The sequence below is a fragment of the Schlegelella aquatica genome (genome assembly GCF_026013905.1).
Classification (GTDB): domain Bacteria; phylum Pseudomonadota; class Gammaproteobacteria; order Burkholderiales; family Burkholderiaceae_C; genus Caldimonas; species Caldimonas aquatica.
The window spans coordinates 2,785,803-2,808,255 of sequence record NZ_CP110257.1 but is presented as its reverse complement, the minus strand read 5'-3'; the positions used below and the strand labels follow the sequence as shown (position 1 = coordinate 2,808,255).

General features: G+C 69.8%; 18 protein-coding genes and 1 pseudogene. 12 read left to right on the top strand and 7 right to left on the bottom strand.

Features of this window, described 5'->3' with window-relative positions; all coding sequences use genetic code 11:
• Nucleotides 1-27: 27 nt before the first annotated feature.
• The gene (locus OMP39_RS12815; RefSeq protein WP_264892101.1) at nt 28-1,035 is read right to left on the bottom strand and encodes a metal-dependent hydrolase; all 1,008 of its coding nucleotides are present in this window, start codon (nt 1,033-1,035) and stop codon (nt 28-30) included.
• Nucleotides 1,036-1,132: 97 nt separating this feature from the next.
• On the opposite strand from OMP39_RS12815, the pseudogene OMP39_RS12810 reads away from it, so the two are divergent.
• Nucleotides 1,133-2,383, top strand: a pseudogene (locus OMP39_RS12810) (GspE/PulE family protein); the annotation flags it as partial.
• A gap of 166 nt (nt 2,384-2,549) precedes the next feature.
• On the opposite strand, the gene icmF reads toward OMP39_RS12810, so the two are convergent.
• The gene (icmF, locus tag OMP39_RS12805; RefSeq protein ID WP_264892099.1) at nt 2,550-5,837 is read right to left on the bottom strand and encodes a fused isobutyryl-CoA mutase/GTPase IcmF; all 3,288 of its coding nucleotides are present in this window, start codon (nt 5,835-5,837) and stop codon (nt 2,550-2,552) included.
• 181 nt (nt 5,838-6,018) lie between these two features.
• On the opposite strand from icmF, the gene OMP39_RS12800 reads away from it, so the two are divergent.
• From OMP39_RS12800 to OMP39_RS12790, 3 genes are all read left to right on the top strand, one after another.
• Nucleotides 6,019-6,285, top strand: coding sequence for a hypothetical protein (locus tag OMP39_RS12800; RefSeq protein ID WP_264892098.1), 267 nt, complete (start codon nt 6,019-6,021; stop codon nt 6,283-6,285).
• Between the two features lie 39 nt (nt 6,286-6,324).
• The gene (locus OMP39_RS12795) at nt 6,325-6,582 is read left to right on the top strand and encodes a hypothetical protein (RefSeq protein WP_264892096.1); all 258 of its coding nucleotides are present in this window, start codon (nt 6,325-6,327) and stop codon (nt 6,580-6,582) included.
• Nucleotides 6,583-6,720: 138 nt separating this feature from the next.
• Entirely contained in the window at nt 6,721-7,503 is a 783-nt protein-coding gene (locus OMP39_RS12790) for a type III pantothenate kinase (protein ID WP_264892095.1), read from the top strand.
• Between the two features lie 20 nt (nt 7,504-7,523).
• Here the strand turns inward: OMP39_RS12790 and hslU are convergent, their stop codons facing one another.
• The 5 genes from hslU to OMP39_RS12765 all read right to left on the bottom strand — a co-directional run bounded on the left by hslU (nt 7,524) and on the right by OMP39_RS12765 (nt 13,589).
• On the bottom strand, nt 7,524-8,855 hold the full coding sequence (gene hslU / locus OMP39_RS12785) for an ATP-dependent protease ATPase subunit HslU (RefSeq protein WP_264892094.1): 1,332 nt from the start codon (nt 8,853-8,855) through the stop codon (nt 7,524-7,526).
• 102 nt (nt 8,856-8,957) lie between these two features.
• Nucleotides 8,958-9,542: an ATP-dependent protease subunit HslV gene (hslV, locus tag OMP39_RS12780; protein ID WP_264892093.1), complete on the bottom strand. Its 585-nt coding sequence runs from the start codon at nt 9,540-9,542 to the stop codon at nt 8,958-8,960.
• A gap of 71 nt (nt 9,543-9,613) precedes the next feature.
• Entirely contained in the window at nt 9,614-11,329 is a 1,716-nt protein-coding gene (locus OMP39_RS12775) for a hypothetical protein (RefSeq protein ID WP_264892092.1), read from the bottom strand.
• A gap of 40 nt (nt 11,330-11,369) precedes the next feature.
• Nucleotides 11,370-12,272, bottom strand: coding sequence for an RNA polymerase-binding protein DksA (gene dksA, locus OMP39_RS12770; protein ID WP_264892091.1), 903 nt, complete (start codon nt 12,270-12,272; stop codon nt 11,370-11,372).
• Nucleotides 12,273-12,551: 279 nt separating this feature from the next.
• A complete protein-coding gene (locus OMP39_RS12765; RefSeq protein WP_264892090.1) occupies nt 12,552-13,589 on the bottom strand; it encodes a CobW family GTP-binding protein in 1,038 nt (345 codons plus the stop codon).
• Nucleotides 13,590-13,768: 179 nt separating this feature from the next.
• Between OMP39_RS12765 and OMP39_RS12760 the strand changes: the two genes are divergently transcribed.
• From OMP39_RS12760 to OMP39_RS12725, 8 genes are all read left to right on the top strand, one after another.
• A complete protein-coding gene (locus OMP39_RS12760) occupies nt 13,769-14,641 on the top strand; it encodes a CorC family transporter (protein ID WP_264892089.1) in 873 nt (290 codons plus the stop codon).
• Entirely contained in the window at nt 14,641-16,146 is a 1,506-nt protein-coding gene (lnt, locus tag OMP39_RS12755; RefSeq protein WP_264892088.1) for an apolipoprotein N-acyltransferase, read from the top strand. Before OMP39_RS12760 ends, lnt begins: the two co-directional genes overlap by 1 nt.
• A gap of 118 nt (nt 16,147-16,264) precedes the next feature.
• The gene (gene glyQ, locus OMP39_RS12750) at nt 16,265-17,176 is read left to right on the top strand and encodes a glycine--tRNA ligase subunit alpha (RefSeq protein ID WP_264892087.1); all 912 of its coding nucleotides are present in this window, start codon (nt 16,265-16,267) and stop codon (nt 17,174-17,176) included.
• Entirely contained in the window at nt 17,173-19,293 is a 2,121-nt protein-coding gene (gene glyS / locus OMP39_RS12745) for a glycine--tRNA ligase subunit beta (protein ID WP_264892086.1), read from the top strand. The genes glyQ and glyS overlap by 4 nt, the downstream gene beginning before the upstream one ends.
• A gap of 19 nt (nt 19,294-19,312) precedes the next feature.
• Nucleotides 19,313-19,936: a D-glycero-beta-D-manno-heptose 1,7-bisphosphate 7-phosphatase gene (gene gmhB / locus OMP39_RS12740; RefSeq protein ID WP_264892085.1), complete on the top strand. Its 624-nt coding sequence runs from the start codon at nt 19,313-19,315 to the stop codon at nt 19,934-19,936.
• Between the two features lie 21 nt (nt 19,937-19,957).
• On the top strand, nt 19,958-20,542 hold the full coding sequence (gmhB, locus tag OMP39_RS12735; protein WP_264892084.1) for a D-glycero-beta-D-manno-heptose 1,7-bisphosphate 7-phosphatase: 585 nt from the start codon (nt 19,958-19,960) through the stop codon (nt 20,540-20,542).
• Between the two features lie 25 nt (nt 20,543-20,567).
• Complete coding sequence (locus OMP39_RS12730; RefSeq protein ID WP_264892083.1) at nt 20,568-21,347, top strand: lysophospholipid acyltransferase family protein; 780 nt, start codon at nt 20,568-20,570, stop codon at nt 21,345-21,347.
• Between the two features lie 115 nt (nt 21,348-21,462).
• Nucleotides 21,463-22,449: a M48 family metallopeptidase gene (locus OMP39_RS12725; protein WP_264892082.1), complete on the top strand. Its 987-nt coding sequence runs from the start codon at nt 21,463-21,465 to the stop codon at nt 22,447-22,449.
• Nucleotides 22,450-22,453 lie beyond the last annotated feature (4 nt).

The window sequence follows — 22,453 nt, the reverse complement described above, 5'->3', positions numbered from 1 at the left end:
TCTTGCCACCGGCCGCCGCCCTTCGTCTTAGCGAGGCGGAGCCACCTCTTCGCCCCACATGCGACGCCACAGCCACGGCAGCGCGCGCTCCACATCGGGCCGCTGGCCCATGAGCGGCGGGCGCTCGATACGCGCAAGCCCCGCGCCCTGGCGCTGGGCCACCGTGAAGGTGAAGGTGTAGTACGGCTCCTGCCCCATGCGCAGGTCGCTCAACAGCACGCGGCCCTCACGCTCGTGCAGCTTGATGAATCCGCGCGCGAACCACTCCATCCGCTCCACCGGCCAATGCCCGCGCAACCGGTCGCGCCACTCCACGCCGCGGGCGAACGCATCGAAGCGCAGGTCCGGTGAGCGGTCGCGCAGGGACCGAAAGCCTTCCAGGTAGCCTTCGGGCGTGACGACCACCACGCGCCACAAGACGGTGTTGAACGCCGTGGGCGTCACGAGGAGCCGCTCCACCTGGTGGCCCTGCCTGGCGAGCGAGGCCCGGGCGAGTTCCGTCACGTGCTGCTGGGCGAGGGCACTCCAGCCTAGGTAGGCGGTGCTGAGGGCCAGTCCGAGCGCGTTCCATCGCCGGCCCGACGGCGTGGCGCGCAGGGCGGCGGCCACACCGGCGAGCAGCGGCACCGTGTACAGCGGGTCGATGATGAAGATGCTGCCCACCCCGAAGGGGCGGTCGGTGAAGGGCAGCAGCAACTGTGTGCCGTAGACCGTCATCGCGTCGAGCAGCGGGTGGGTGACGAGGACCAGCCACACGGCGAGCCACCAACGTTTCCACAGCGCCGTTTCGCGATGCAGCGTCACGGCCGCCGCCGCCACGAGGGGCGACAGCAGCGTCAGGTAGAAGAGCGAGTGGCTCTCCGCACGGTGGAACGTCATGTTGCGCACCGCATCGCCGTGGTCGATCAGCGCGTCCAGGTCGGGCAGCGTGCCGCACAGCGCGCCCCACAACGCGGCCTTCCAGGGGGCGGTGCGCCGGCCCAGCACGGCGAGCGAGACGGCCGAGCCCAACGTGATTTGCGTGACGGAATCCATGCAGGGCCGGTGCTCCTGTTGGTTACAGTTTGAATACAACTCCATGCGGGCCGGCCCGCCCTCCCGGATGAGCAGCTCCACGCACGCCGACGCCCCGATGCCCACTGCGCCGCAGGAGGCGTCCCCGGCGCCGCCCGGCACCCTTCCGGAGGTCCTGCGGCCCCGGAACCCCGACGAATTGTGGGCCCGCGTCAGCCGTCCCGCACCGGTCGATCCCACCACCCCGCACATCGGTGAGGCACTCGTCAAGGCCGGCCTCGTGCGCGCCGAGGACGTCAAGCGGGCGCTCGTCGCCCAACGTTACACCTCGCCGCACCGGCAGCTCGGCGAGATCCTCGTGGCCGCGCATGTGCTGAGCGAGGCGCAACTGCGCGCCGGGCTCGCGCGGTGGCTCGGCATCGAAGTCGTCGACGCGCTCGCGATGCCGCCCATGCCGGAAGCGGTGGCCGCCGTGCCCCGCCACGTGGCCGAGCGCGAACTGGTGCTGCCCCTGATGCGCCGCGGCGAGGCGCTCGTGGTGGCGATGTCGGAGCCGTGGGACCACCACCTGCTGGACGAACTGCGCTTCATGACGCAGTTGCGCATCGTGCCGGTCATGGCCGCACCCGGCACCTTGTTGCCCGCGATCGACCGGGCCTACCGCGGCGACGCCCAGCCCGCGGCCGGTCATGCCGAAGGCCGAGCACGCAGTGCCCACGAGCTCGTGGCCGAACTCAGCTCGCAGGAGGCGCCCGCCGACGACCTCACGCCGGTGGCCGCGGACACGGACAACGTGCTCGTGCGCTTCGTCCACGCGCTGATCGAGGAGGCGATCCGCCGCCGCGCCTCCGATATCCACATCGAGACGGCCGAGGCGCCGCGCCCCGTGCGCGTGCGGCTGCGCATCGACGGCGACCTGGTGCCTTATCTCGAGCTGCCGGCCAAGTACCGGTATGCGGTGATCGCGCGCCTGAAGATCATGTCGGACCTCGACATCTCGGAGCACCGCAAGCCCCAGGACGGCAAGATCGACTTCGCGCGCTTCGGCGGCTCGCCGATGGAGCTGCGGGTCGTGACCGTGCCCACCGCGCACGGCCTGGAAGACGTCGTGCTGCGTCTGCTCAATGGGGCCAAGCCGCTGCCGCTCGACGGCATCGGGCTGTCAGGGCCCAACCTCTCGGCCCTGCGGCAGGTGATGGCCAAGCCCTACGGCCTGGTGCTCGTGTGCGGCCCGACCGGCTGCGGCAAGACGACCACGCTGCACTCGGTGCTGCGCGAGCTCAACGAGGACAAGCGCAAGATCTGGACGGCCGAGGACCCGATCGAGATCACGCAGGAGGGCCTGCGCCAAGTGCAGGTCAACCCGCGCACCGCGCGCCCGCCCACGAGATCCAGTCGGCGGCGCTGGCCACTGGCATGAAGACGTTGCGGCAAGACGGCATCGAGAAAGTGCTGGCCGGTCTCACCGACCTGAGCGAAGTGCTGGCCGCGACCAACAGCTGAGCGCCGTGGGCAGGGGCGGCCCCGCCCGCCCGTCACATGTTGCGGCGGTACTGCCCGCCCACCTCGAACAGCGCGCGCGTGATCTGCCCCAGGCTGCAGCAGCGCACCGCGTCCATCAGCACCTCGAACACGTTGCGGTTGTCGATCACGGCCTGCTTGAGCCGATCGAGCATCGCCGGGGCCTCGTGCGCATGGCGCGCGTGGAAGTCCTGCAGGCGCTTGAGCTGCGACTGCTTCTCTTCCTGCGTCGAGCGGGCCAGCTCCAGCGACTCGGGGATCGGATCGCCGTGCGGGTTGCGGAAGGTGTTCACACCGATGATGGGCAGCTCGCCGGTGTGCTTGAGCATCTCGTAGTGCAGGCTCTCTTCCAGGATCTTGCTGCGCTGATAGCCCGTCTCCATGGCGCCCAGCACGCCGCCGCGCTCGGCGATGCGCTCGAACTCCGCCAGCACTGCTTCCTCGACCAGTTCGGTCAGCTCGTCGATGATGAAGGCCCCCTGGTTCGGGTTTTCGTTCTTCGCGAGCCCCCACTCCCGGTTGATGATGAGCTGGATCGCCATCGCGCGGCGCACGCTCTCCTCGGTGGGCGTCGTGATCGCCTCATCGTAGGCGTTGGTGTGCAGCGAATTGCAGTTGTCGTAGATCGCGATCAGCGCCTGCAACGTGGTGCGGATGTCGTTGAACGCGATCTCCTGCGCGTGCAGGCTGCGGCCGGACGTCTGGATGTGGTACTTGAGCTTCTGGCTGCGCTCGTTGGCGCCGTACTTCTCCTTCATCGCCACCGCCCAGATGCGGCGCGCCACACGACCGAGCACCGTGTACTCCGGGTCCATGCCGTTGCTGAAGAAGAACGACAGGTTCGGCGCGAAGTCGTCGATGTGCATCCCGCGCGCCAGGTACGCCTCGACGAAGGTGAAGCCGTTGGCCAGCGTGAAGGCCAGCTGCGAGATCGGGTTGGCGCCCGCCTCGGCGATGTGGTAGCCCGAGATCGACACCGAGTAGAAGTTGCGCACGTTGTGGTGGACGAAGTACTCCTGGATGTCGCCCATCACCTTGAGGCTGAACTCGGTCGAGAAGATGCAGGTGTTCTGGCCCTGGTCTTCCTTGAGGATGTCGGCCTGCACCGTGCCGCGCACGTTCGAAAGCACCCAGGCCTTGATCTTCTGGATCTCGTCGTCGGTGGGCTCGCGGCCGTTGTCCACCTTGAACTTGTCGATCTGCTGGTCGATCGCGGTGTTCATGAACATCGCGAGGATCGTCGGCGCCGGCCCGTTGATCGTCATCGACACGGAGGTGGAGGGATCGCACAAGTCGAAGCCCGAGTACAGCACCTTCATGTCGTCCAGCGTGGCGATCGACACGCCCGAGTTGCCCACCTTGCCGTAGATGTCCGGGCGCAGGTCGGGGTCGTGGCCGTAGAGCGTCACCGAGTCGAAGGCGGTGGACAGACGCTTGGCCGGCATGCCGTCGGACAGCAGCTTGAAGCGGCGGTTGGTGCGGAAGGGGTCGCCCTCGCCGGCGAACATGCGCGTCGGGTCCTCGTTCTCGCGCTTGAACGCGAACACGCCCGCGGTGTAGGGGAAGGAACCCGGCACGTTCTCCAGCATCAGCCACTGGAGCAGTTCGCCGTGGTCCTCGTACTTGGGCAGCACCACCTTGCGGATCTTGTTGCCCGCGAGCGTCGTGTGCGTGAGCCGGGTACGGATCTCCTTGTCGCGGATCTTCACCACGTACTCGTCGCCCGCATAGGCTTTCTGCATGTCGGGCCACTGCGCGAGCAGCTTCTTGGCCTGGGCCTCGAGCCGCGCCTCGCGCTCCTCGGCGGCGCGCAGCAGGTGGTCCACCGGGGCATTCGGGTCCTGCTCGCGCAGCATGCGGGCCGATTCGCGCAACTGCTGCACCTGGCGCGCCAGGCGCGCCTGCTGCCGCACGCGGGCCTTGTAGCCGCGCACCGTCTCGGCGATCTCGGCCAGGTAGCGGGTGCGGGTCGGCGGCACGATGGGCGTCTGGTGCGTGCTGTGGCGGGTGGCCACCTTCGGCAGCCGGCCCTCGCGCACCGGCAGCCCCAACTCGGCCAGGCGCGGCAGCAGCGCCTGGTACAGGGCGGTGACGCCGTCGTCGTTGAAGCGGCTGGCCATCGTGCCGAACACCGGCATCTCCTCCGGCCGCTTGCCGAACGCCTCCTTGTTGCGCTGCACCTGCTTGGCCACGTCGCGCAGCGCATCGAGCGCGCCCTTGCGGTCGAACTTGTTGATCGCGACGAACTCGGCGAAGTCCAGCATGTCGATCTTCTCGAGCTGGCTGGCCGCGCCGAACTCCGGGGTCATCACGTACATCGGCACGTCCACGTGCGGCACGATCGCCGCGTCGCCCTGGCCGATGCCCGAGGTCTCGACGATGACGAGGTCGAAGCCCGCCACCTTGCAGGCGGCGATCACGTCGGGCAGGGCCTGGCTGATCTCGCTGCCGAAATCGCGCGTGGCCAGGCTGCGCATGTACACGCGCGGCCCCTGTTGCCACGGGCCGATCGCGTTCATGCGGATGCGGTCGCCCAAGAGCGCCCCGCCGCTCTTGCGCCGCGACGGGTCGATGCTGATCACCGCGATGCGCAGGCGGTCGTCCTGGTCCAGCCGCAGGCGCCGGATCAGCTCGTCGGTGAGGCTCGATTTGCCCGCCCCGCCCGTGCCGGTGATGCCCAGCACCGGCACCTTCGCCTGGGCCGCCCCGCGGCGCAGGGCCTCGACCAGGCCCGCGTCGGCGCTGCCGTTCTCCAGCGCCGTGATGAGCTGCGCCAACGCCCGCCAGGCCGCATCGTCATGCCCCTGGATCGTCTCGAGGCGCTTGGGCGCATGCACCGAGAGGTCGCGATCGCAGCGCATCAGCATCTCGCCGATCATGCCCTGCAGGCCCATGCGCTGGCCGTCCTCGGGGCTGTAGATGCGCGCCACGCCGTAAGCATGCAGCTCGCGGATCTCGGGCGGCACGATCACGCCGCCGCCGCCGCCGAACACCTGGATGTGCTCGCCGCCGCGCTGGCGCAGCAAGTCCACCATGTACTTGAAGTACTCGACATGCCCGCCCTGGTAGGAGCTGATCGCGATGCCGTGCGCGTCCTCCTGCAACGCGGCGGTGACCACCTCGTCGACCGAGCGGTTGTGCCCCAGGTGGATCACCTCGGCGCCCATGCTCTGCAGGATGCGGCGCATGATGTTGATCGAGGCGTCGTGGCCGTCGAAGAGGGACGCCGCGGTCACGAAACGCACCTTGTGGGTCGGGCGGTACTCGGCCAGGGCCTTGTATTCGGCGGAGAGGTCGGTCATTGGGCCTCCGGAAACGGGGGGATGGATCGACGTTACGAATTGACGTTTACGTCAACGTCAATCATGCCACAGCCAGCTTGCGCGACCCTTGCCGGAAAACCCGTGAGCCGGCCTGGCACGCCGGCTGCCAGGCATGCAGGAAACGCGAAACCCTCCCGCCTACGCACCGATTCGCCCTGCGATGAAACCTCCGCCTGCCGCGCCTTGCGGCGCCCACCGGGAGCCGCCCTTCGAGCCGCCGCCCTCGCCGGTGCCCGACCCGGCCGAGCCGCCGGCGCCGGACCCGATGGAGGCACCTCTGCCGCCCGACCCGCATCCGGTGTGCCGCGTCGGCCGCCCGCACCGCTGCGCGCGGCGCGGGCACGAATCCCTGCCCCGCGCCTTCGGCCCTGCGCGCGGACCGCTGGCCGGCCACCATGCCCACGTGCGCGCGGCCCTCGGGCACTAGCCGCGCGGCCCCGTCCACCGAACCTTTGAAGGAACCGCCATGGCCCGTTGCGATACCTGCGGCAACGACTACGACTACAGCTTCGTCATCGTGCGCGGCAGCGAACACTTCACCTTCGACAGCTTCGAATGCGCCATCCACAAGCTCGCCCCGGTGTGCGGGCATTGCGGGGTGCGCATCCTCGGTCACGGGGTGGAAGTGCGCGCGCCCGGCGGCCTGCACGGCTCGATCTACTGTTGCGCCCACTGCGCGCGCAGCGCCGGCGAGGGCCGCGTGGTGGACCACGTGCAGGCCTGAGCCCCGGCCCCCGACCGCCAGACGCCGCGCGGCACCCCTCGGGGGTCGGTAGCGCGCGGCGGCAAGGTGCGAGGCCCCGCCGGGCCCACCCCAGAGCGGGGGGCGCCCCCGGCCTGCTTCCGGGATAATGGCCGTCCCATGACCTTCCTGGCCATCGACGTCGGCAATACGCGGCTGAAGTGGGCCCAGTACGACGCGCCCCGGCCCGGGGCCCGACTGCTGGCCCACGGCGCGGCATTCCTGGAGCGCATCGACGAGCTCGCGGAACAGGAGTGGAAGTCCTTGCCGGCGCCCACGGCGATGCTGGGCTGTTGCGTGGCCGGCGAGCCGATCCGCCGCCGCGTCGAGGAGCAGTTGGAGCTGTGGAGCCACCTCGACCCGAGCTGGGTCGTCTCGTCCGCGGCGGAATGCGGCGTGGTCAACGGTTACGACCACCCCGGCCGCCTCGGGGTGGACCGCTGGGTAGCGATGATCGGTGCTCGCGCCCACCTGCTCGCGCAGGCGCCGGGGCGTCCGGCGCTCGTGGTGATGGTGGGAACGGCGGTGACCGTCGATGCCCTGGACGAAACGGGGCGGTTCTTGGGCGGCTTCATCCTGCCCGGCCACGGCATCATGCTGCGCGCGCTGGAAAGCGGCACCGCGGGGCTGCGCGTGCCCACCGGCGACGTGCGCGACTTCCCGACCAACACGAGCGACGCGCTGACGAGCGGCGGGACGTACGCCATCGCGGGGGCGATCGAGCGCATGTACCGCAACATCCTGCGGCGCTGCGGCGTGCCGCCGGTGTGCTTCCTCACCGGCGGCGCCGGGTGGAAGATGGCCCCCTACCTCACGGTGGACTTCCAGCTCGTCGAGTCGCTGGTCTTCGACGGGCTGTTGCGCATCGCCGAGCAGCGCGCGGCCGAGCGGGCGCGCCCCTGAGCGCGCGCGCCCGACATCCCTCAGAGGATGTAGCGCGACAAGTCCTCGTTCCTCGACAGCTCGGCCAGCTTGCCGTCCACGTAAGCGGCGTCGATGGTCACACGCTGCCCGGACAGCCGGCTCGCCTCGAACGAGACTTCGTCGAGCAGCCGCTCCATCACGGTCGACAGCCGCCGGGCGCCGATGTTCTCGGTGCGCTCGTTCACGTCGTAGGCGATCTGCGCCAGGCGGCGGATGCCCTCCGGCGTGAACTCCAGGTGCACGCCCTCGGTGGCGAGCAGCGCCTGGTACTGCTGCGTCAGGTTGGCGTGCGTCTGCGTCAGGATCGCCTCGAAGTCCTCCACCGAGAGCGAGCCCAGCTCCACACGGATCGGAAAGCGCCCCTGCAACTCCGGGATCAGGTCGCTGGGCTTGGACAAATGGAAGGCCCCCGAGGCGATGAAGAGGATGTGGTCCGTCTTGACCATGCCGTACTTGGTGTTGACGGTGGTGCCTTCCACCAGCGGCAACAGATCGCGCTGCACGCCCTGACGCGAGACGTCGGCGCCGCCGACCTCCGAGCGTGACGCGATCTTGTCGATCTCGTCGATGAAGACGATGCCGTTCTGCTCCGCGTTCGCCAGCGCGCGGGCCTTGATCTCGTCCTCGTTGAGGAGCTTGGCCGCTTCCTCGTCCACCAGCAGCTTCAGCGCGTCGGCGATGCGCACCTTGCGCGTCTTGCGGCGGCCGCTGCCCAGGCTGGCGAACATGCTGCGCAGCTGCTCCGTCATCTCCTCCATGCCCGGTGGCCCCATGATCTCGAGCGAGGGTTTGACGTCGGCCAGCTCGATCTCGATCTCCTTGTCGTCGAGCAAGCCCTCGCGCAGCCGCTTGCGCATCGTCTGGCGGGCGGTGTTGTCCTGCGTGCTGGACGGGGCGAGCCCGAAATCACCGCGCGGAGGCGGGACGAGCACGTCCAGCACGCGCTCCTCGGCCGCGTCCTCGGCGCGCGTGCGCACCTTGCGCATCTCGGCCTCGCGCGTCTGCTTGACCGCCACGTCGACCAGGTCGCGGATGATCGCATCGACGTCCTTGCCGACGTAGCCCACCTCGGTGAACTTGGTCGCCTCGACCTTGATGAAGGGCGCCTCGGCCAGCTTGGCCAGCCGGCGGGCGATCTCGGTCTTGCCCACGCCCGTCGGGCCGATCATCAGGATGTTCTTGGGCGTGATCTCGCTGCGCAGCTTCTCGTCCACCTGCTGCCGCCGCCACCGGTTGCGCAGCGCGATGGCGACCGCCCGCTTGGCCTGTGCCTGGCCCACGATGTGGCGGTCGAGCTCGGAGACGATTTCCTGGGGAGTCATGGTGGTCATGGGAATCCTCGTGCAATCTTTCAAGACAGTGGCGAGCGGGAGATCCGCCAGCCCGGCGGCCGCCGCGCAGCGGGCTGCGACGCGCGGCCGCTCGACGGCGCCTCAACGCTCCGCCGGGGGTCCCAGGACCTCGATCGTGTGGTGCTGGTTGGTGTAGATGCACAACTCGCCGGCGATCTCGAGCGATTTCTTGACGATCTCGGCCGGCGTCATCTCGGTGTGCTCCAGCAAGGCCCGTGCGCTGGCCTGTGCGTAGGGGCCGCCCGAGCCGATCGCGATGATGCCGTGCTCGGGCTCCAGCACGTCGCCGTTGCCGGTGATGATGAGCGAGCTCTCGCGGTCGGCCACCGCGAGCATGGCCTCCAGGCGCCGCAGCACCCGGTCGGTGCGCCAGTCCTTCGTCAGCTCGATGGCGGCACGCACCAGGTGGCCCTGGTGCTTCTCGAGCTTGGACTCGAACCGCTCGAACAGCGTGAAGGCGTCGGCGGTGGCTCCGGCGAAGCCGGCCAGGACCTGGTCGCGGTGCAGCTTGCGCACCTTGCGCGCCGAGGCCTTGACGACGATCTGGCCGAGCGTGACCTGCCCGTCGCCGCCCAGTGCGACTTGTCCGCCGCGCCGTACGCTGACGATGGTGGTGCCGTGATAGGAGGGGAGTTCGCCCGAGGGGGCAGAAGGATGGAAAGCCATAAGCACCTCATGTGGGGGCGGACCGCGGGCCTTCAAGGTGCGCACCCGACCCCCAGGCCGCCCCCGGGTGCCTACAGGTTGCGCACTTTCACCCGGGCGTGCTCGGTGATACCCATTGCCCCGAAGAAGAGCGCCACCAGCCGGTGGGTCTCGTCGAATTGGATCTGGCGGTTCTCGCCGCGCCGGCTCAGCACCCAGTTGAGCAGGTCACCGGCGGCGATGAAGTCCACGCGGATCAGCCGGGTGCACGAGACGTTGACCAGCGATGCCTGGCCCAGCCGGCCGTCCAGGCCTTGCAGCGTCTCGGAGATGTCGCCCACCAGCTGGCCGGAGAGCTCGACCGTCGCCATCTCGATCATCGCCGGATCGTCCACGATCTGGGACTCGACGAAACTGGTCGATACGTCGCTCACCACCGACAACGGAGCGGTCGATGTGCTGGCGGTGGCCCCGCCGCCCAGCTTGACGTGACAGCGGGCGGCCTCCCACGACGGCGGCGACACCTCGTAGGTCACGCAGTAGTCGATCGCGACCTCGTCGAATTGATCCGGGCGGTTGGTCAGACGCAGCGCGTCCAGCCGCAGCAGCCAGAGCGCCGGATCGGCGTCGCGCACGCCGGTCGGTGCGGCGTCGGCCAGCACCTGGAACAGCCGGTCGCCCGCCAGCCAATGCATGTCCACGGTCTCCTTGGCCCACTGGCGGAAGACCTCGCTCAGCTGCGACGCGGCTTCGACATCGACGTCGCGCAGGTGCGACCAGTCCAGCACCCACGGCAGCGGCATCTGCAGGGTCACCGAGCGCAGGCGCGCGACGGCCTCGACGTCGAGCCGCTCGGGGCAGACCCACCCGACCTGGCCCTCGAGTCGGGCGTGCGCGGTGGTCGGGACTTCCTCGGCAGCGGCCTCGGCCACCAGGCGCGGCAGCGAGAACCATTGCGGCGCCGACCAGCCGAACTGCTGCGCGTAGTCCAGTGCCAAGCCTTCGAACTTGGCCTGCTGGCCGGTGGCGCGGTACAGGTCGAACAGCACCATCCAGGTGTCGGCATGCTGGGCGCGGCTGCCGCCGGGTCGGATCAAGGCGGTCAGCGCCGCCTCGCAGGCGTCGAAGTCGGCGTTGGCGAAGGCGATGACCGCCTCGTCCAACTCCGGGTCGTGGGCGACCTCGCTCACCTCCACCGCGAAGGCATCGGTGAAGCCGCTGCTCAGGCCGCCATGCGGGGCGAGCAGGGGCGACAGCGGGGACGCGCCCGGGGACACGGCCGCTGGCGGGGCCGACGAAGGGGCGGCCGGGGCGGGGGGCATGGGCACCGTCGGGGCCGCTTCCGCGGCCAGCCCGCCTTGCACGGTGGCGGCAGGCATCGCGGGGCCTGCGTCCAGCGGCGTCGGTTGCGTGGGGGCGTTGTAGAACGCGGGCGAGCGGCGCGTGCCCATCGAATCGCCCACCATCTGCTGCTCGATCTCGTCGATCTTGGCCTTGACCACGCCCACGTTGGAGCGGGCCAGGTCGCGCTCGTCGTCGAGGTTGGAGGTGGCGTCCAAGACGCCTGCGGTCGCCTCCGTCAGGCCCTCGCGGCGCACCTTGCGCAGCATGTCGAGCTCGCGCTTGCGGACGAAGTCGTTGCGCCGCTTGCGCTCGATCATCGCCTTGAGTTCGGACTTCGCGTACTCGCTCTCGCGCGATTCGGCCGGCTTGGAATTGAGCTCGGCCCAGTCGGTCGTCGGGTTCGCCACGAACCGGACGACCTTGCGCAGAAAGCTTTCGTTGTCCCTGTCTTTGGGGTCCGCCATGATGAGGGCGAGGACTTCCGAAGCTGTGAAGCGCAGCTTCCTAGTCCCCGAACAGCTTTTGCTTGAGCTCTCGCCGCTGCTGGGCTTCCAGCGACAGCGTCGCGGTCGGGCGGGCGATCAGGCGTCCAAGGCCGATCGGCTCGCCGGTCTCCTCGCAAAAGCCGTACTCGCCCGAGTCGATGCGCGCGAGGGCTTGCGAGATCTTCTTCAGGAGCTTGCGCTCGCGGTCGCGGGTGCGCAGTTCCAGCGCGTGCTCCTCTTCGATGGTGGCGCGGTCCGCGGGGTCGGGGACGATGGTCGTGTCTTCACGCAGGTGCTCGGTCGTCTCGCCCGCGTTGCTCAGCAGGTCTTCCTTGAGCTTTTCCAGCTTGGCGCGGAAGAACTCGAGCTGCTTGTCGTTCATGTACTCGCTTTCCGGCATCGCGAGCACTTCTTCGTCGGTCAGTTCGCGGCCGGATTTGGTCTTCCAGGCATTGGCGATCCTGGGGTCGACCTTGGCTGGGGAGGGGCGGCGCTCTTCGAGCACTGCCTGAGAGGTGGTCTTGTTCATGCTGGGTCTCGCGATGGGGCGGGCGGCTTCGGGAGCCGCCGGCGCCGGAGAGACAGGAGCAGCCGCGGGTGCTGCCGCCACCGCCTGGGCCTCGCTCTTGCGCGCGGGCGCCTTGGCAGGGGCCGACGGCGCCGTCTTGGGAGCGATGGTCGAGGCCGCCGTCTTGGCAGGACGCTGGGGCGTCGTCACCGTCTTGCTGCTCGCTGGGGTTTTCTTCTTGGCCGGCTCCCGGGCGGCAGCCTTGCTGCCGGTCGCCCCGGTGACGGCGGTCTTGGCCGCCGCCTTGGCCGGTGCTTTCGTCGCCGGGGCCACCGTCTTCTTGGTGCCGGGGACCACCAAGGTCTTGGCGGCACGTTTGGCACTGGGGGTTCGCTGGGCCGGCGTCTTGCTCACTTTCGTCTCCTCAGGAGCAGTTATATACCTGCTCTTGTTTGTGCACGTGAACCGGTACCGGCCCGCGTGTCCGGGAGTACCGGCCAATGCCCCGCGCCGATGGCGTCGTGGCGGCCCGGCCGGGCGCCCAGGAGTGCGGTGACGGGCCCTTGTTCACGCGTTTGTGGTGTTCGGCTGCTCTCGAGGGCCCGGTCGCCCAGGCACCCGAGAGCGCCGCGGATTGTAGCGACGCGAGGAGACGGCGCCGCCGAGTTTTCCCGGGGGTGAGGGGGGCGTTGGTCAGGCGAGACACTGCTGTAAGCCCTGCGTAAAGATGTCCTTGGGCAGATCGATGCCAATGAACACCATCTTGCTGACCTTGGGCTCCCCCTCGGCCCACTTCGGCCCCAGGTCGCTGCCCATCAGCTGGTGCACCCCCTGGAACACCACCTTGCGGTCGGTGCCCTGCATGTAGAGCACGCCCTTGTAGCGCAGCATCCGCGGCCCGTAGATCTGCACGATGGTGCCAAGGAAGTCCTCGAGCTTCGCCGGGTTGAACGGGCGGTCGGAACGGAAGACGAAGGACTTCACGTCGTCGTCGTGATGGTGGTGGTGGGGGTGGTCGCAGTGCTCGCCGTGGTCGTGATCGTGGTGGTGAGAGTGGTCGTGCGCGTCTTCCTTGAGGAAATCGGGGTCGATCTCGAGCTTGGCATTGAGATTGAAGCCGCGCAGGTCGAAGACCTCGGCGATGGGCACCTCGCCGAAGTGCACCCGGCGCTGCGGCGCGCGCGGGTTCATGTGCTTGAGCCGGTGCGACAGCGCCTCCACCGCGGCTTCGTCCACCAGATCGGTCTTGCTGATGAAGATCTGGTCGGCAAAACCGACCTGCCGGCGCGCCTCCTGCCGCTGGTCGAGCTGCTGGTCGCCGTGCTTGGCGTCCACCAGCGTCAGGATCGAGTCGAGCAGGTAGGTCTCGGCGATCTCGTCGTCCATGAAGAAGGTCTGCGCGACGGGGCCGGGGTCGGCCAGGCCCGTGGTTTCGATCACCACGCGGTCGAACTGCAGCTCGCCCTTGCGGCGCCTGGCCGCCAGGTCGGCCAGCGCGGTGCGCAGGTCCTCGCGGATCGTGCAGCAGATGCAGCCGTTGCTCATCTGCACGATCTGCTCCTTCGTGTCGGCCACGAGGATGTCGTTGTCGATGTTCTCCTCGCCGAACTCGTTCTCGATGACGGCGATCTTCTGGCCGTGCGGTTCGTTGAGCACGCGCTTGAGCAGCGTCGTCTTGCCGCTGCCCAAAAAGCCGGTGAGGATGGTGGCGGGAATGGGGCCTTGGGTCATGGTGGAGCTCAGCGGAAAGGGAGGTTGAACCGGCGGGCCGCGACGGCGCCGCCGATGCGCATCGGCGCAGTGTAGCGAGGAGCGTGCCTGCCCGGGTTTCCATACGTGGGGCGGGGCGGCCTGGAAGGCCCTGCGCCGGGTCGGGTATCCTTGTCGTCCCGCAACTACGACGCACGCTTGTGTCCGATCCTCACCCGAGTCGGGCGCCGCGCAGCCCCGACAAGCGCAGCCTGTTCGAGCGACTGGTCGAATTCCTCTCGCCGGGGCCGGATTCCAAGGCCGAGCTGATCGAAACCCTGGCCGAGGCGGAGGACCGCGAGCTGATCGAGCCCGAATCGAGGTTGATGCTCGAGGGCGTGCTGCGCATGGCCGACATGACGGCCGGCGACGTGATGGTCGCCGCCCCGCGCATGGACCTGCTGGACATCCGGGCGCCCTATGACGAGCTGCTCAACGTCGTGATCGACACCGGCCACTCGCGTTTCCCCGTCTACGAGGGCGAGCGCGACAACATCATCGGCATCCTGATGGCCAAGGACCTGCTCAAGCTGCAGCGCGCGCCCGAGCTGAACCTGCGCACCTTGCTCAGGCCGGCCGTCTTCGTGCCCGAGTCCAAGCGGCTGAACGAGCTGCTGCGCGACTTCCGATCCAACCGCAACCACCTGGCCATCGTGATCGACGAGTTCGGCAAGACGGCCGGCCTCATCACCATCGAGGACGTGCTGGAGCAGATCGTCGGCGAGATCGAGGACGAGTTCGACGAGGACGACGCGCCCACCGGCATCTACACACTGGCCGACGGCAGCCACCGCGTGGCCGGCGACGCCGACATCGAGGCCGTCAACACCTTCTTCGGCGTGGAGCTGCCGGAGGAGGACTTCGACACCATCGGCGGGCTGGTGGCCCACGAGCTCGGGCACGTGCCCCGCCGAGGCGAGTTCGCGGACATCGCCGGGCTGCGGTTCGCGGTGCTGTTCACGCGCGCGGGTGCCGTGCGCTGGTTCAAGGTCACTCGCGCACCGGCAGCCCCCGAGGCGCCGGCCGAACACTGATGCCCTTCGCCGTCGAACTGCTCGCCGCCGCCCTGGCAGGCTGGGGGCACGCGCAGTCGTTCGCCGCCGACAACCGTTGGTGGCTGCAACTGGCCATGGTCGCCGTGCTGGCAGGGCTGGTGCACCGCACTGCCAGCGCCCGGCGGGCCGGCCTCCTCGGCTGGGTCTACTCGACCGCCTGGGTCGTCGGCAGCACCTGGTGGCTCTACATCAGCATGCACGAGTACGGCGGGCTGCCCGGGTGGTTGGCCGCGCTGGCCGTCTTTCTGCTCGGGGCCTTCCTGTCGCTGTACCTCGGCGTGGCGATGTGGTGGCATGTGCGCTCCGGCGCCCGGGAGCGCCTGTGGTCGCCGGTGCTGTTCGCCGCCGTCTGGCTGCTGGCCGAGCTCGCGCGCGGCGTCCTGTTCACCGGCTTCCCCTGGGCCGCCTCGGGCTATGCGCACGTGGAGGGGCCGCTGACGTCGCTCGCGCCCTGGTGGGGCGTCTATGGCATCGGCTTCGTGGCGGCGTGGATCGGGGCGGCAGGCGCCAAGGCGCTGGCGGCCGGCGCTCACCCGCGGGGGTGGGCCCCTCTGCTCGGGGCGCTCGGGCTGTGCGTGGTGGCCGCGGCGGTGCCGCACGAGTTCACGGACCCGACGGGGCGGCTGACCGTCACGCTGCTGCAAGGCAACGTGCCGCAGGACGAGAAGTTCTCGGCGGAGCATCTGCCGCAGGCGCTGGAGTGGTATGCCGCGCAGCTCGACGCCGCCAGCGGCGACCTGGTCATCACCCCGGAAACGGCCATCCCGCTCTTGCCCCACCAACTGCCCGAGGGCTACTGGGAGGCCCGGCGGCAGAAGATGGCGCAGGGCCAGACGGCCTGGCTGGTGGGCATGCCGCTCGGCAGTTTCGAGTCGGGCTACACCAACTCGGCCGTCGGGCTGGCGCCGGGGGTGCCGCTGGACTACCGCTACGACAAGTACCACCTCGTGCCGTTCGGCGAGTTCATTCCCTGGGGGTTCCGCTGGTTCGTCGAGATGATGAACATGCCGCTGGGCGACTTCGACCGCGGCCCGCTCGACGCACCGTCCTTCGTGGTCCGGGGCGAGCGCTTGGCGCCCAACATCTGCTACGAGGACTTGTTCGGCGAGGAGCTGGCGGCGCGCTTCTCCGACGCCAAGGTGGCGCCGACCGTCTTTGCCAACATCAGCAACATCGCCTGGTTCGGCAACACCGTGGCCCTCCACCAGCACCTGCAGATTTCGCGCATGAGGGCGCTGGAGTTCCAGATCCCGATGGTGAGGGCCACCAACACCGGTGCGACCGCCATCATCGACCACACTGGGCGGGTGACGCATCAGCTGCCGCCTTACACCCGCGCGGCGCTGACCGGCCCGATCCAGGGGCGTACCGGGCTCACGCCTTACGCGTGGTGGGCCTCGCGCGCGGGTCTCTTGCCGTTGGCGGCGTTCGCGCTCCTGTTGCTGGTTGCTCATCAGCGTATCTGGCCGCGGCGCAGCGAGTGAACGGCCACGGCGCGCACCGCGCCCAGGAGCCGCGCAGGGCGGGGCCGCCTAGAATTGCGGGTTCGGCCTGCGTTCGCGCAGGCTCATTTCAATTGCGCGACCGACGCACGGACCATCCATGCTGACCTTCCAGCAACTCATCCTGCGCCTGCAGTCCTACTGGGATGCCCAGGGCTGCGCGCTCCTGCAGCCCTACGACATGGAAGTCGGGGCGGGCACCAGCCACACCGCGACTTTCCTGCGCGCCATCGGCCCGGAGCCCTGGAAAGCCGCCTACGTGCAACCCAGCCGCCGGCCGAAGGACGGCCGCTACGGCGAGAACCCCAACCGCCTTCAGCACTACTACCAGTACCAGGTGGTGCTCAAGCCCGCGCCGGCCAACATCCTGGAGCTGTACCTCGGCTCGCTGGAGGCGGTGGGTTTCGACCTCAAGAAGAACGACATCCGCTTCGTCGAGGACGACTGGGAGAACCCGACGCTGGGCGCGTGGGGCCTGGGTTGGGAGGTCTGGCTCAACGGCATGGAGGTGACGCAGTTCACCTACTTCCAGCAGGTGGGCGGCATCGACTGCAAGCCCATTACCGGCGAGATCACCTACGGCCTGGAGCGGCTGGCGATGTACCTGCAGGGCGTGGAGAACGTCTACGACCTCAAGTGGACCGAGACGCTGACGTATCGCGACGTCTATCACCAAAACGAGGTCGAGCAGTCGGCCTACAACTTCGAGCACAGCGACGTGGAGTTCCTGCTCTCGGCCTTCGCGGCGCACGAGAAGCAGGCCAAGTACCTGATGGAGCAGCAACTGGCCCTGCCGGCCTATGAGCAGGTGCTCAAGGCGGCGCACACCTTCAACCTGCTGGACGCGCGCGGTGCGATCAGCGTGACGGAGCGCGCGGCCTACATCGGCCGCATCCGCAACCTGGCGCGCAGCGTCGCGCAGAGCTACTACGACAGCCGCGAGCGCCTGGGCTTTCCGATGGCCCCGCGCGAGTGGGTCGCCCAGCTGCCGAAGAAGGAGGCCCAGGGATGAGCGCCGCGCTGAGTACCAAGAACCTGCTGGTCGAGCTCTTCGTCGAGGAGCTGCCGCCCAAGGCCCTGAAGAAGCTGGGCGAGGCCTTCGCCCACGGCATCGCCTCGGGCCTCGCCGCCCAGGGACTGCGCAGCCCCGATGCCGCGGTGACGCCGTATGCCTCGCCGCGTCGCTTGGCGGTGCATCTGGTGGGCGTGGCCGAGCGTGCGGCCGACAAGCCGATGCGCCAGAAGCTGATGCCCGTCTCGGTGGCCCTGGACGCCGAGGGGCGGCCCACGCCGGCGCTGCTCAAGAAGCTCGCCGCGCTCGGCCTGGACGAAGGCGTCGTGCCGCAGCTGCAGCGCGCGATGGACGGCAAGGCCGAGGCCCTGTTCCACGACAGCGTGGTGCCCGGCGCCACCCTGCGCGAGGGCCTGCAAAAGGCGCTCGAGGACGCGCTCGCCAGGCTGCCGATCCCCAAGGTCATGGCCTACCAGCTCGAAGACGGCTGGAGCACCGTCCATTTCGTGCGCCCGGCGCACGGGCTGGTTGCGCTGCACGGCGCGGAGGTCGTGCCCGTGCAGGTGCTGGGCCTTGTGGCCGGGCGCCACACGCAAGGCCACCGTTTCGAGGCGCTGCGCAACCCGGTCGAGCTGCGCGACGCGGACAGCTACGCTGAGCAGCTCGAGCGCGAGGGCGCGGTGATCCCGGGCTTCGAGGCGCGCCGGGCCGAGATCGCTCGCCAGCTGGAAGCCGCAGCACGGGCCGTCGGCGGCGGCGTCAAGCCGGTGGACGACCGGGCGCTGCTCGACGAGGTCACCGCGCTGGTCGAGCGGCCGAACGTGCTGGTGGGCCGCTTCGAGAAGGAGTTTCTCGAAGTGCCCCAGGAGTGCCTCATCCTCACGATGAAGGCCAACCAGAAGTACTTCCCGCTGCTCGACGCCGAGGGCCGGCTCACGAACCAGTTCCTGGTGGTGAGCAACATCCGCCCCGAGGACCCGAGCGCGGTGATCGGCGGCAACGAGCGCGTGGTGCGTCCGCGCCTGGCCGACGCGAAGTTCTTCTTCGACCAGGATCGCAAGAAGACGCTGGCCTCGCGCGTGCCGGGGCTGGCCAAGGTCGTCTATCACAACAAGCTCGGCACCCAGGGCGAGCGCATCGAACGCCTGCGGGCGCTGGCCCGGGCCATCGGCACGCGCCTGGAGGGCGAGGTGCTGGGCGAGCGGGCCGAGCAAGCGGCCACGCTGGCCAAGGCCGACCTGCTGACCGACATGGTCGGCGAGTTTCCGGAGCTGCAGGGCATCATGGGCGGCTACTACGCCCGCCATGACGGCCTCGGCGAGGAGATGGCGCAGGCCATCGAGGACCACTACAAGCCGCGCTTCGCCGGCGACGAGCTACCGCGCAACCCCATCGGCATCGCGGTGGCGCTGGCCGACAAGCTGGAGACGCTGGCGGGCCTGTTCGGCATCGGGCAGGTGCCCACCGGCGACAAGGACCCGTTCGCGCTGCGTCGCCACGCGCTGGGCGTGATCCGCATGCTCATCGAGCGCGACCTGCCGCTGGAGATGGACTGGCTGATCGCCGAGGCCTTCCGGGTGTTCGGGCCGGCCCACGGCCAGGCCCAGGCCGAGGTGGCCTTCTTCGTGCGCGAGCGCCTGGTGGGCTACCTGCGCGACGTGGGCTACAGCGCCCGCGAGGTGGACGCGGTGGTCGAGGTGCGCCCGTCGCACTGGGGCGAGTTCCCCAAGCGCCTGCAGGCGGTGCGCGCCTTCGTCTCGCTGCCGGAGGCCGAGAGCCTGGCCGCGGCCAACAAGCGCGTGGGCAACATCCTGAAGAAGGCCGAGGGCACGGTCGAGCCCCAGGTGGACGCCGCGCTGCTGCGCGAGCAGGCCGAGCGCGCGCTCTACGAGGCGCTGCTGCAGGTGCAGCCTGGGGCCGACGCGGCCTTCGAGCGCGGGGACTACACTGCCTCGTTGCAGGCCCTGGCGGCGCTCAAGGCGCCGGTGGACACCTTCTTCGACCAGGTGATGGTCAACGCGGAAGACCCGGCCTTGCGCGCCAATCGGCTGGGCCTGCTGGCCCTGCTGCATGCGGCGATGAACCGGGTGGCCGATCTGTCGCGCCTGGCGACCTGAGGCCCTCGAGGAGGCGACGATGGACCGTGCGATGCGACTGGTGGTGCTGGGGCGCGATGGGGTGATCAACCGGTTCCGCGAGGAGCACATCGCCGACCCTGCCGAATGGGAGCCGCTGCCCGGCGCGCTGGAAGCCATCGCACGGCTCAACCATGCCGGCTGGCATGTGGTGGTGGCGACCAACCAGCCCGGCCTGGGCACCGGCCTGCTCGACATGGCCGGACTCAACGCCGTGCACCGACGCATGAACGAGGAGCTGGCCCGCCATGGCGGTCGCATCGACGCGATCTTCATCTGCCCGCACACGGCGGCCGACGGCTGCGACTGCCGCAAGCCCGCACCGGGCCTGCTGCTGAAGATCGCCGAGCGCTTCGGCGTCGATTGCGCGGAGATGGTGGTCGCGGGTGACACCTTGCGCGACCTGCAGGCGGCTCACGCCGCCGGCTGCGAGCCGCACCTGATCCGGTCGGGGCGCAGTGCCCACCTGACGCCGGCCGAGGCCGAGGCCCTGGCCCTGCAGGTCCCGGGCAGCCGGGTGCACGCCGACCTCGACGCCTTCGTCGCGCACCTCGTGCAGCGCCAGCCGACGCTGGCCGGGCAGGCCGGCCCTTCCTCGGGTTACGGCGCGCTGCCCGCGGCCTGAACGACCTCGGACGCACCCTGCATGAAGCTGCTCATCCTCGACCGCGACGGCACGATCAACGAAGACCGCGACGACTACGTGAAGTCGCCCGAGGAATGGGTGCCGGTGCCCGGTGCGATCGAGGCCATGGCCCGGCTCTTCCACGCGGGATGGACGCTGGTGGTGGCGACCAACCAGTCGGGTCTGGCGCGCGGTTACTTCGACCTGCCGACGCTCGAGGCCATGCACGAGAAGATGCAGTGTCTGCTGGCCGCCCACGGGGCCCGCGTCGACGCGGTGTTCTATTGCCCCCACGGCCCGGAGGAAGGCTGCGACTGCCGCAAGCCGCGCCCCGGGTTGTTCCATCGCATCGCCAGCCACTACGGGGTCGATCTCGCCGGCGTGCCGGTGGTGGGCGACACGCTGCGCGACCTGCAAGCGGGTGCGGCCGCGGGTTGCGAGCCGCACCTGGTGCGCACCGGCAAGGCCGCCTCACTGGACGCGGCGGGCCTCGCCGAGCTCGTGCAGCGGGTGCCCGGCACGCGCGTGCACGCCGACCTGGGCGCCTTCGCCGACCACCTGCTCGGGGCGGCCTCATCCGCCGCCTCGACCCGCGCCTTGCCGTGATTCCCTTGCCCTGATCCTGACGGTCATGTTGTTCCTGCGTTCGCTCGCCTACCTGCTGTGGCTCATCGTCACCGTCGTGCCGTATGCGGTGGTGGTGCTGCTCGTCTCCATCTTCATCCGCGGCGAGCGCCTGTACTGGCTGTGCGTGGGCTGGACGCGGCTCGCCGTCTGGGGGGGGCGCTGGATCTGCGGCATCCGCTGGCGCGTGCAGGGCTGGGAGCGCCTGCCCCAAGGCCCCGCGATCCTGCTGCCCAAGCACCAGTCGGCCTGGGAGACGCTGGCGTTTCCGATGCTGATGCCGCGACCGCTGAGCTTCGTCTTCAAGCGCGAGCTGCTGTGGGTGCCTTTCTTCGGCTGGGCGCTCGGCCGCCTCGACATGGTCCATATCGACCGGAGCAAGCGATCGGAGGCCTGGGCCAAGGTGGCCGAGCAGGGCCGGCGCTACATGGACCGGGGCACCTGGGTGATCATGTTCCCGGAAGGCACGCGCACGGCGCGCGGCAGGCAAGGCGTCTACAAGACGGGCGGAACCCGCCTGGCGGTGGCCACCGGCGTGCCGGTGGTGCCCATCGCCGTGACCTCGGCGCGCTGCTGGCCGCGCAACGCCTTCCTCAAGCGCCCCGGGCTGGTCGAGATCTCCATCGGCGCACCGATCGCCTCGACCGGTCGCGACCCGGAGGCGCTGATGCGCGAGGTGGAGCAGTGGATCGAGGCCGAGATGCGCCGCCTAGACCCCGAGGCGTACCCGCCCGGCGCGGCCTCCACGGCGGTGCCCCGCACCGTGCCGGACGGCACGCAAAGCTGAGCGGCCGCGCGCCGGGTTCGGCGTTTCCGTTTCCGGGGCCTCGCGCGCGCACGTGCGGCCGTGCGTGACGGGCGCAACGCGGGTGCTCGCGACGGCGGTTCTATACTCGCCGGCCATGGCACGCAGCAAGGCAAGCGATTTCGATTCCGCTCAGCTGGCCTTGCCGCTTTTCGAGCCCGAACCCGCGGCTGCGCCCGTCGTGCCGACGGCCACCGCGCCCCGGGCCGCCCCCGGCCCGGCTCCCGGCTCCGCCCCTTCGCCGGCTGGGCTGCCGCACGCCACGCTGAAGCCGCCGTTGCCCGAGGGGCCGTGCGCGGACGCGTCCACCGCGGTCGCCGGCCTGCCGACCTTCCGGCATCCGCGCGCCAGCCGCGAGGTGCGCTTGCGCGAGCACCGCATCGCCTACGAGCTCAAACGCGCCAAGCGTCGCTCGATCGGCTTCGTCGTCACCGCCGAGGGCCTGAGCGTGAGCGCGCCACGCTGGGTCGGCCTTGCCGATATCGAGGCGGCGCTGCGCGAGAAGGCGGCCTGGATCCTGCGCAAACTGGCCGAGCAGGCGGAGCGCAACCGCCGGCTGCAGCAAGCGCGCATCGACTGGAAGGACGGGGCGAGCGTGCCCTTCCTGGGCGAGACGCTGATCGTCGTCCTCGATCCGCGCGCACCGGGGGCCGTGCTCAATGTCGATGCCCAGGCCCTGCCCGGCGTGCCGCGCCTGACCCTGCACGTGGGGCTGCCGCAGCACGCCGGTCCGCAGCAGATCCGCGATGCGGTGCAGGCCTGGCTGCAGCGCCAGGCCCGGCGTGTGTTCGAGGAGCGCTGTCGCCACTTCGCCGAGCGGCTCGGGGTGCGCTACCGGCGCCTGGCGCTGTCGTCCGCCCAGACCCGCTGGGGCAGCGCCTCGGCCGACGGCTCCATCCGCCTGAACTGGCGGCTGATCCACTTCGCGATGCCGACGATCGACTATGTCGTGGCGCACGAGCTGGCCCATCTGCGCGAGATGAACCACAGCCCGCGCTTCTGGGACGTGGTGCGTTCGGTGATGCCCGACTACGAGCAGCTGCGCGGCGCGCTCAAGGAGAGCGTCGTGCCGGCGATGGACTGAGGCG